This is a genomic window from Rathayibacter sp. AY1H2, assembly GCF_002931985.1.
GTDB lineage: Bacteria > Actinomycetota > Actinomycetes > Actinomycetales > Microbacteriaceae > Rathayibacter.
Genome location: NZ_PSUV01000004.1, coordinates 162,142 through 170,350 on the forward strand (window position 1 = coordinate 162,142; position 8,209 = coordinate 170,350).

Sequence of the window (8,209 nt, forward strand, 5' to 3'; positions counted from 1 at the left end):
GCATCGAGACCCCGTGCTCCGGAGGGAGCGGACCTCGACGAAGCCCCGCCCCTCCATCGCCCCGACCAGAGAGGACGCCCGCCCGCATGATCCGCCGCGTGCTCCTCCGCCTCGGCGGCGCCCTCGTGGTGCTGTGGGCCGTCGCGACCGCCGTCTTCGTCCTCATCCGCCTCGTCCCCGGCGATCCGGCGCAGGCGATCCTCGGCGGTCCGGGCTCGCAGGCGTCGCCCGAGGCGCTCGCCGCGGTGCGGGAGCAGTACGGCCTCGACCAGCCGCTCCTCGTGCAGTACCTGGTGCAGCTCGGCAGGCTCGCGCGCGGCGACCTCGGCACCTCCTACTCCCTGCGCACTCCCGTCGCGCAGATCCTCGGCGAGCAGCTGCCCGGCACCCTCCTGCTCGCCGTGCTCGCGCTCACCGCCGCATGGATCCTCGCGCTCGCGACCGCCCTCTGGTCGACCCGGGGCGGCCGCCTCGCCGCCGCGGTCGGGTCCGGCCTCGAGCTCACGGCGGCCGCGCTCCCGCACTTCTGGCTGGCGACCGTGCTGATCGCCGTCTTCGCGACCGCGCTGCGCTGGCTGCCCCCGGTCAGCACCGGGTCGCCCGCCGGGCTGGTGCTGCCGACGCTCACCCTCGCGATCCCGCTGGCGGGCTTCCTCGGCCAGGTGATGCGCCGCTCCCTCCTCGACGCGCTGGAGTCGCCGTTCGTGCTCGCCGCTCGGGCGCGCGGCGAGGGCGAGTTCGGCGTCCGCGCCCGCCACGCCCTGCGCCACGCGGTGCTGCCAGGGGTCTCGCTCTCGGGCTGGGCGTTCGGCTACCTGATCGGCGGGGCCGTGGTGGTCGAGACGATCTTCGCGAGGCCGGGGCTCGGCCGGACTCTGCTCGCGGCGGTGACCGTCCGTGACGTGCCGGTGGTGACGGGTGTCGTGCTGGTCACGGCGCTGGCGTACATCGTCGTGACCCTCGCCACCGATCTGCTGACGCGCGTGATCGACCCGCGGCCGGCTCGGCGGGAGGCGGTCGCGTGAGCGAGCTCGAGCTGCGCGCCGCCCGCCCGCTCCGCCGAGGTCCCTCCCGCCTCCGCGCCGGCGAGGTGCTGGCCGCGGTCTTCGTCGTGCTGCTCCTGCTCGCCGCCGTCGCGCCCGGGCTGCTCGCCCCCTCCGATCCGCTCGCCGTCGCCCCGCGCGACGCCTTCACCCCACCGGGTGCCGCGCACCTGCTCGGCACCGACGAGTCCGGTCGGGACGTCCTCAGCCGCCTCATCGCGGGGGCCGGCGCGTCCCTCCTGATCGGCGCCAGCGCCACCGCGATCGGCCTCGTCCTCGGCGCGGTGCTCGGGGTGGTCGCGGCGTTCGGCGGCCGCGTCGTCGACGGCGTGATCGGCCGCGTGCTCGAGGTGCTCTTCGCCTTCCCCGCGCTCCTGCTCGCGCTGCTCGTGATCGTGGTCACGGGTCCCGGAGTCGTCCCCGCCACCATCGCGGTCGGCCTCTCGACCGCGCCGGGGTACGCCCGCATCCTGCGCACGCAGCTGCTCGGCATCCGCGACTCCGGCTACGTCGAGGCGGCGCGCGTGCTGGGGCACGGACCCGTCCGCATCCTCGTCCGGCACGTCCTCCCCAACACCTTCGGGCCGCTCGCCGTGCTGGCGACCCTCGGCGTCGGCCAGGCGATCGTCTGGGCCTCGGCCCTCAGCTACCTGGGCCTGGGCGCCGAGCCGCCCGCGCCGGAGTGGGGCGCGATGCTCTCCGCGGGCCGCACCTACCTCGCGAGCGCGTGGTGGCTGACCGTGTTCCCGGGACTGGCGATCGTGCTGACCACGATCGCGACGACGGTCCTCGGCGGTCGTCTGAGGGGTGCGCGGTGAGCGCGGTCGTCGTCGAGGGGCTCCGGGTCGCCTTCGACGGAATCGAGGTGGTGCACGGGGTCTCGTTCCGCGTGGAGCCGGGGGAGTGCGTCGCGATCGTCGGCGAGTCCGGGTCGGGCAAGAGCGTCACCGCGCGAGCGCTGCTGGGGCTGAGCGGAGGCGCCGTGACCGGGAGCGTCCGCGTCGGCGGGACCGAGGTGGTCGGAGCGGGCGAGCGGGAGCTGCGGCGGCTGCGCGGCGGATCCGTCGGCTTCGTCCCGCAGGACGCGCTGCTCTCGCTCGACCCGCTGCGCCCGATCGGCCGCGAGATCGGCGACGTGCTCCGACTCCACGGCCGCCTCCCCGCGGCCGAGCGCGCGCAGCGGACGGTCGAGGCCCTGGCGAGCGTCGGCATGCCGGAGCCGGCCGAGCGGATGCGGGAGCGCTCCGGCGACCTCTCCGGCGGGCTCCGCCAGCGCGCCCTCCTCGCGGCGGCCGTGGCGCTCGATCCGCCGCTGCTCGTCGCCGACGAGCCGACCACCGCGCTCGACGTCACCGTCCAGGCCCGCGTGCTCGAGCTCTTCGCCGAGCAGAAGGCGCGCGGCCGGGCGCTCGTCCTGGTCTCGCACGACCTCGCGGTGGTGGCGGGCCTCGCCGACCGCATCCTCGTGCTGGCCGACGGCCGCGTGGTGGAGGAGGGGACCGCGGCCGAGGTGCTGCGCGCGCCCCGCAGCCCCGAGGCCCGCGCGCTCGTGGCCGCTGTCCCCGCCGGGCGCCCGCGCGGCTCCCGGCTCACCGACCCGACCGCACCGGCGACCCCGCCCGAGACCCCCGGCGAGGTCGTGGTCGCGGCCCGCGGACTCGCCGCCCGCTTCCCGCTGCCCGGCGGAGGAGTGCGGGTCGCGGTCGACGACGTCGACCTCCGGCTGCGGCGCGGCGAGACCGTCGGGCTCGTCGGCGAGTCCGGGTCGGGCAAGAGCACGGTGGCCCGGCTCGTGCTGGCGCTGCGGCGTCCGGACGCGGGCGCCGTCGAGCTGTTCGGCGAGCCGTGGTCGGCAGCGACCGAGCGCTCCCGCCGTCCCCGCCGCCCGCGGATCGGCGCCGTCTACCAGGACAGCCTCTCCTCGTTCGACCCGCGCTGGAACGTCGGCCGCCTCCTCCGCGACGCCGGCGCCGCCTCCGTGCCCGCGCTGCTCGAGAGCGTGGGGCTCGACCCCGCCCTGGAGCGGCGCTCGCCGCGGACCCTCTCCGGCGGTCAGCGCCAGCGCGTCTCGATCGCCCGGGCGCTGGCGACGCGCCCCGACGTGCTGATCTGCGACGAGCCCGTCTCGGCCCTCGACGTGTCGGTGCAGGCGCAGATCCTCGACCTGCTCGACGACCTGCAGCGCCATCACGGCCTCGCCCTCCTCCTCATCTCGCACGACCTCGGCGTGATCGCCCACATGAGCGATCGCATCGCCGTGATGCGCGAGGGTCGGATCGTCGAGGCGGGGCCGGCCGCGTCGCTCCTCGCCGCGCCGCAGGAGGAGTACACGCGCCGCCTGCTCGCCGCCGCCCCGCGCCTCGAGCGCTGAGCCGTCCGCGGCGCGCCCCCCGCGCAAGCCCGCGCCGCGAATCCGCCGCACCTCCACCACGTGTCGGACCTGCGGCGTAGCGTTGCCGAGGTGATGCGCCCGACGACCCAGACCCTCGGCCAGCTCCGTGCCTCCGGGCACGTGCAGAAGAGCCTCCGCACCGAGATCCGCGACAACCTGCTCGACGCCCTGCGCGAGGGCCGCGACCCCTGGCCGGGCCTGCACGGCTTCGCCGAGACGGTCATCCCGCAGGTCGAGCGCGCCGTCATCGCCGGCCACGACATCGTCCTGCTGGGCGAGCGCGGCCAGGGCAAGACCCGCCTCCTGCGCACCCTCGTCGGCCTGCTCGACGAGTGGACGCCCGTCATCGAGGGGTCCGAGCTCGGCGAGCACCCCTACGAGCCGATCACCACGGAGAGCCGCCGCCGCGCGGAGGAGCTGGGCGAGGACCTGCCCGTCGCGTGGAAGCCCCGCGAGGAGCGCTACGTCGAGAAGCTGGCCACCCCCGACACCAGCGTCGCCGACCTCATCGGCGACGTCGACCCGATGAAGGTGGCCGAGGGCCGCAGCCTGGGCGACCCGGAGACCATCCACTTCGGCCTCATCCCGCGCAGCCACCGCGGCATCGTCGCGATCAACGAGCTGCCGGACCTGGCCGAGCGGATCCAGGTCGCCATGCTCAACGTGATGGAGGAGCGCGACATCCAGATCCGCGGCTACGTCCTCCGCCTCCCCCTCGACGTCCTCGTCGTCGCGAGCGCGAACCCGGAGGACTACACGAACCGCGGCCGGATCATCACGCCGCTGAAGGACCGCTTCGGCGCCGAGATCCGCACCCACTACCCGACGGCTCTCGTCGACGAGGTCGCCGTCATCCGGCAGGAGGCGGACCTCGTCGCGACCGTGCCCGATGCGCTCATCGAGATCCTCGCCCGCTTCACGCGGGCCCTGCGCGAGTCGAGCTCCGTCGACCAGCGCAGCGGCGTCAGCGCCCGCTTCGCCATCGCCGGCGCCGAGACGATCGCCGCCGCCGCCCTGCACCGCGCCACCCGCCGCGGCGAGGAGGAGGCGGTCGCCCGCCCCATCGACCTCGAGACCGCCGTCGACGTGCTCGGCGGCAAGATCGAGTTCGAGTCGGGGGAGGAGGGCCGCGAGGACGAGATCCTCGACCACCTGCTCCGTCAGGCCACCGCCGAGACCGTCCGCGCCCACCTGCGCGGCGTCGACCTCGGGCCGCTCGTCGAGGCGGTCGAGAACGGCGCGATGATCACGACCGGCGAGCAGGTGACCGCCCGCGAGTTCCTGGCCGGCCTGCCGTTGCTGGGCGAGGCCCGCGTGTACGACGAGGTCGCCGAGCGCCTCGACGCCGTGGGGGAGGGGCGCCGCGCCGGAGCGGTCGAGCTCGCCCTCGAGGGCCTCTACCTCTCGCGCAAGCTGAGCAAGGAGACGGGCGGGGGCGAGGCCGTCTATGGCTGATGCTCCGCGCGGCAACCGGCGGCTGAAGCGCGACGCGCGCTACGCGAAGTACAACGGGGGACCCGATCCGCTCGCTCCTCCGGTCGACCTGAAGGAGGCCCTCGACGCGATCGGCGAGGACGTGATGGGCGGCACCTCGCCCGAGCGCGCCCTGCGCGAGTTCCTCCGCCGGGGCACCCGCGACCGCGAGGGCCTGGACGACCTGGCCGCCCGCGTCGCCGAGCGGCGTCGCGAGCTCACGCAGAGGAACAACCTCGACGGCACGCTCCGCGAGATCCGCGAGCTCCTCGACAAGGCCGTCCTCGCCGAGCGCAAGCAGCTCGCCCGCGACACGCAGATGGACGACGGCGACCGCGCGCTCGCAGAGATCCAGCTCGACAGCCTCCCGCCCTCGCCGGCCGCGGCCGTCTCGGAGCTCCGCGACTACCGCTGGCAGAGCCCCGAGGCGCGCGCCGACTTCGAGCGGATCCGCGAGCTCCTGGGCCGCGAGATGCTCGATCAGCGCTTCGAGGGGATGAAGCAGGCCCTCGAGAACGCGAGCGACGAGGACCGCGCCGCGATCGACGCGATGCTCCGCGACCTGAACGAGCTGCTCGAGGCGCACGCGCGCGGGGAGGACACCACCGAGCAGTTCGACGCCTTCATGGAGCAGCACGGCGAGTACTTCCCCGAGGGCCCGGAGTCGGTGGACGAGCTGATCGACGCGCTCGCCGCCCGCGCGGCGGCGGCTCAGCGGATGCGCAACTCGATGACCGCCGAGCAGCGCGCCGAGCTCGACGCCCTCGCCCAGGAGGCCTTCGGCACGCCGGAGCTCATGCAGTCCCTCGGCCGCCTCGACGAGACCCTGCGGGGGCTCCGTCCCGGCGAGGACTGGGGCGGCTCCGAGCGGATGGACGGCGAGCAGGGGCTCGGCCTCGGCGACGGGACGGGCGTGTTCCAGGAGCTGGCCGACCTCGACGCCCTCGCCGACCAGCTCGCGCAGACGGACCGCTCCTCCCTCGACGACCTCGACCTCGACCTGCTGGCGAAGCGCCTCGGCGAGGACGCCTCCGTCGACGCGCAGACGCTGAAGCGCCTGGAGCGGGCCCTGCGCGACTCCGGGACTTTGCGCCGCGGCTCCGACGGCCGCCTCGCCCTCAGCCCGAAGGCCATGCGCCAGCTCGGCAAAGCGCTCCTGCGCGACATCGCCGAGACCGTCTCCGGCCGTCAGGGCGCCCGCGACGTCCGGCGCGCGGGCGCGGCGGGCGAGCGCTCCGGAGCGACGCGCTCGTGGGAGTTCGGCGACACCGAGGCCTGGGACATCCCCCGCACGGTGACCAACGCCCTCACCCGCACCGCCGGCGAGGGCCGGCCGGTCGGCTCGGGGGTGCGCATCCTGATCGACGACGTCGAGGTGCAGGAGACGGAGGCGCGCACGCAGGCCTGTGTCGCGCTCCTCGTCGACACGTCGTTCTCGATGGCGATGGACGGCCGCTGGGTGCCGATGAAGCGCACCGCCCTCGCCCTGCACACCCTGATCAGCAGCCGGTTCCGCGGAGACGCGCTGCAGCTCGTCGCCTTCGGCCGACGCGCCGAGGTGATGGACGTCGAGCAGCTGGTGGGCCTGGACGCGGAGTGGGACAAGGGCACGAACCTGCACCACGCGCTGCTGCTGGCCAACCGGCACTTCCGCAAGCACCCGAACGCGCAGCCCGTGCTGCTCATCGTCACCGACGGCGAGCCGACCGCGCACCTCGAGCCCGACGGCGGCGTCTTCTTCGACTACCCGCCGGACCCGCTGACGGTCGCCGTCTCGGTCCGCGAGCTCGACGCGTCGCTCCGCCTCGGCGCGCACACCACGTTCTTCCGCCTGGGCGACGACCCGGGCCTCGCGCGCTTCATCGACTCGCTCGCCCGCCGGGTCGGCGGCTCGGTGGTGAACCCGGAGGCGGAGGACCTGGGAGCGGCCGTCGTCTCCTCCTACCTCGGCGCTCGCGGCGCGGGTCCGGGAGGCGGCGGAGCGCCCGGCGAGGAGCTGTTCGGCCGCGGCTGGAGCTTCTGAGCCGTTCAGGATGCAGGAGGGATCCGCTCCCGCGCCTGAGGATCAGCGCGTCTCCGCCGCTCCGGAGGCGTTCGTCCTGAGTTCCGACCGCGCCCGGCTCAGAACAGCGGCCAGGGCACCGCGGGCATCCCGCCCCGCGGGCCCGGGAAGCGGCCGAAGGAGCCGAGCCGCTCGCAGCGCTTCGCGAACGCGGCGACCTCGTCCTCGGTGAGCAGCTCCGAGAGCGCCTCGCCGAGCGGTCCGTCGATCTGCGCGCGCAGGAGCGCCAGCGCCGTCAGCTCCTCCTCGAGCAGCGGTTCGCCGATCCAGCCCCAGAGGACCGTGCGCAGCTTGTGCTCGGAGTGGAAGGTGAGGCCGTGGTCGACCCCGTAGCGGTGGCCGTCGGGCAGCGCGAGCACGTGCCCGCCCTTCCGGTCCGCGTTGTTGGCGACCACGTCGAACACGGCCATCCGGCGCAGCGCCGTCGAGTCCTCGTGCACGAGGGAGATGTCGCGGTCCTCCTCGTCGCTGCCGTCGAGGACGTGCCGCCATCCGTCGGGCACGGCGTCGGCGGGCACCAGGTCGACCGCGTCCTGGTCCGGATCGATGTCCTGCCAGAGCTGGACCATGCCCGGCCCGAGCGGACCGTCGCGGAGCCACGTGCGCGGCACCACGTTCCAGCCGAGCGCCTCCGAGACGAGGTAAGCGGCGACCTCGCGGCCCGCGAGCACGCCGTCCGGGAAGTCCCACAGCGGCTTCTCGCCCGAGATCGGCTTGTAGACGACGGACGTCTCGCCGAGCTGCGCGAGGAACGTCGCGTTCGAGGCGATCGTGATCCGGCCGGCCAGCTCCAGCTCGCCGTCGAGCCCGCCCGGGTCGCTCATGCGAGCGGGCAGTCGTGCCCGTCGGGATCCATCGGCTCGCCGCAGCGGGGGCAGAGCGGACGTCCGGCGCCGACGACCTCGAGGGTGCGCTTCGCGAAGGCGCGCGCCGTCCCGACCGGGATCTTCACCTGCAGCATCTCGGTGGGCTCGGGCTCCTCCTCGGAGTCGTCCTCCGCCTCGGTCAGCGGGTAGGCCTCGATCACGATCTGCGCGGTGGACGGGTCCCAGCCGAGGCTGAGCCCGCCGACGCGGAACTCGGGGTCCACGGGCTGGTCGAGCGGGTCGTTGTCGACGAGCTCCGGGGGAGTGCCGGCGGGGACGCTGACCGGGTTGCCCTGGGCGGTCATCAGCTGGTCGAGGATCTCGTCGATCTTCTCGGCGAGGAGGGCCGACTGCTGCTTCTCGAGGCCGACGC

At 74.9% G+C, this 8,209-nt stretch carries 7 protein-coding genes; 5 read left to right on the plus strand and 2 right to left on the minus strand.

Annotated features, from left to right (window positions below; genetic code table 11):
- The first annotated feature begins 86 nt into the window (after positions 1-86).
- The 5 genes from C5C29_RS05455 (at position 87) to C5C29_RS05475 (ending at position 6,931) form a co-directional block, all read left to right on the plus strand.
- On the plus strand, positions 87-1,025 hold the full coding sequence (locus tag C5C29_RS05455; RefSeq protein ID WP_104308064.1) for an ABC transporter permease: 939 nt from the start codon (positions 87-89) through the stop codon (positions 1,023-1,025).
- A complete protein-coding gene (locus tag C5C29_RS05460; protein ID WP_104225046.1) occupies positions 1,022-1,861 on the plus strand; it encodes an ABC transporter permease in 840 nt (279 codons plus the stop codon). Before C5C29_RS05455 ends, C5C29_RS05460 begins: the two co-directional genes overlap by 4 nt.
- Positions 1,858-3,414, plus strand: coding sequence for an ABC transporter ATP-binding protein (locus C5C29_RS05465; RefSeq protein WP_104308065.1), 1,557 nt, complete (start codon positions 1,858-1,860; stop codon positions 3,412-3,414). Before C5C29_RS05460 ends, C5C29_RS05465 begins: the two co-directional genes overlap by 4 nt.
- 93 nt (positions 3,415-3,507) lie before the next feature.
- Positions 3,508-4,890, plus strand: a complete 1,383-nt coding sequence (locus C5C29_RS05470; protein WP_104262318.1) for a magnesium chelatase — start codon at positions 3,508-3,510, stop codon at positions 4,888-4,890.
- Positions 4,883-6,931: a VWA domain-containing protein gene (locus C5C29_RS05475; RefSeq protein WP_104308066.1), complete on the plus strand. Its 2,049-nt coding sequence runs from the start codon at positions 4,883-4,885 to the stop codon at positions 6,929-6,931. The genes C5C29_RS05470 and C5C29_RS05475 overlap by 8 nt, the downstream gene beginning before the upstream one ends.
- A 98-nt stretch (positions 6,932-7,029) precedes the next feature.
- On the opposite strand, the gene C5C29_RS05480 is transcribed toward C5C29_RS05475, so the two are convergent.
- Positions 7,030-7,794, minus strand: coding sequence for an SCO1664 family protein (locus C5C29_RS05480; protein WP_104226043.1), 765 nt, complete (start codon positions 7,792-7,794; stop codon positions 7,030-7,032).
- Positions 7,791-8,209: DUF3090 domain-containing protein (locus C5C29_RS05485; protein WP_104308067.1), on the minus strand; the 419-nt coding region annotated here is incomplete at its 5' end. The genes C5C29_RS05480 and C5C29_RS05485, both read right to left, overlap by 4 nt.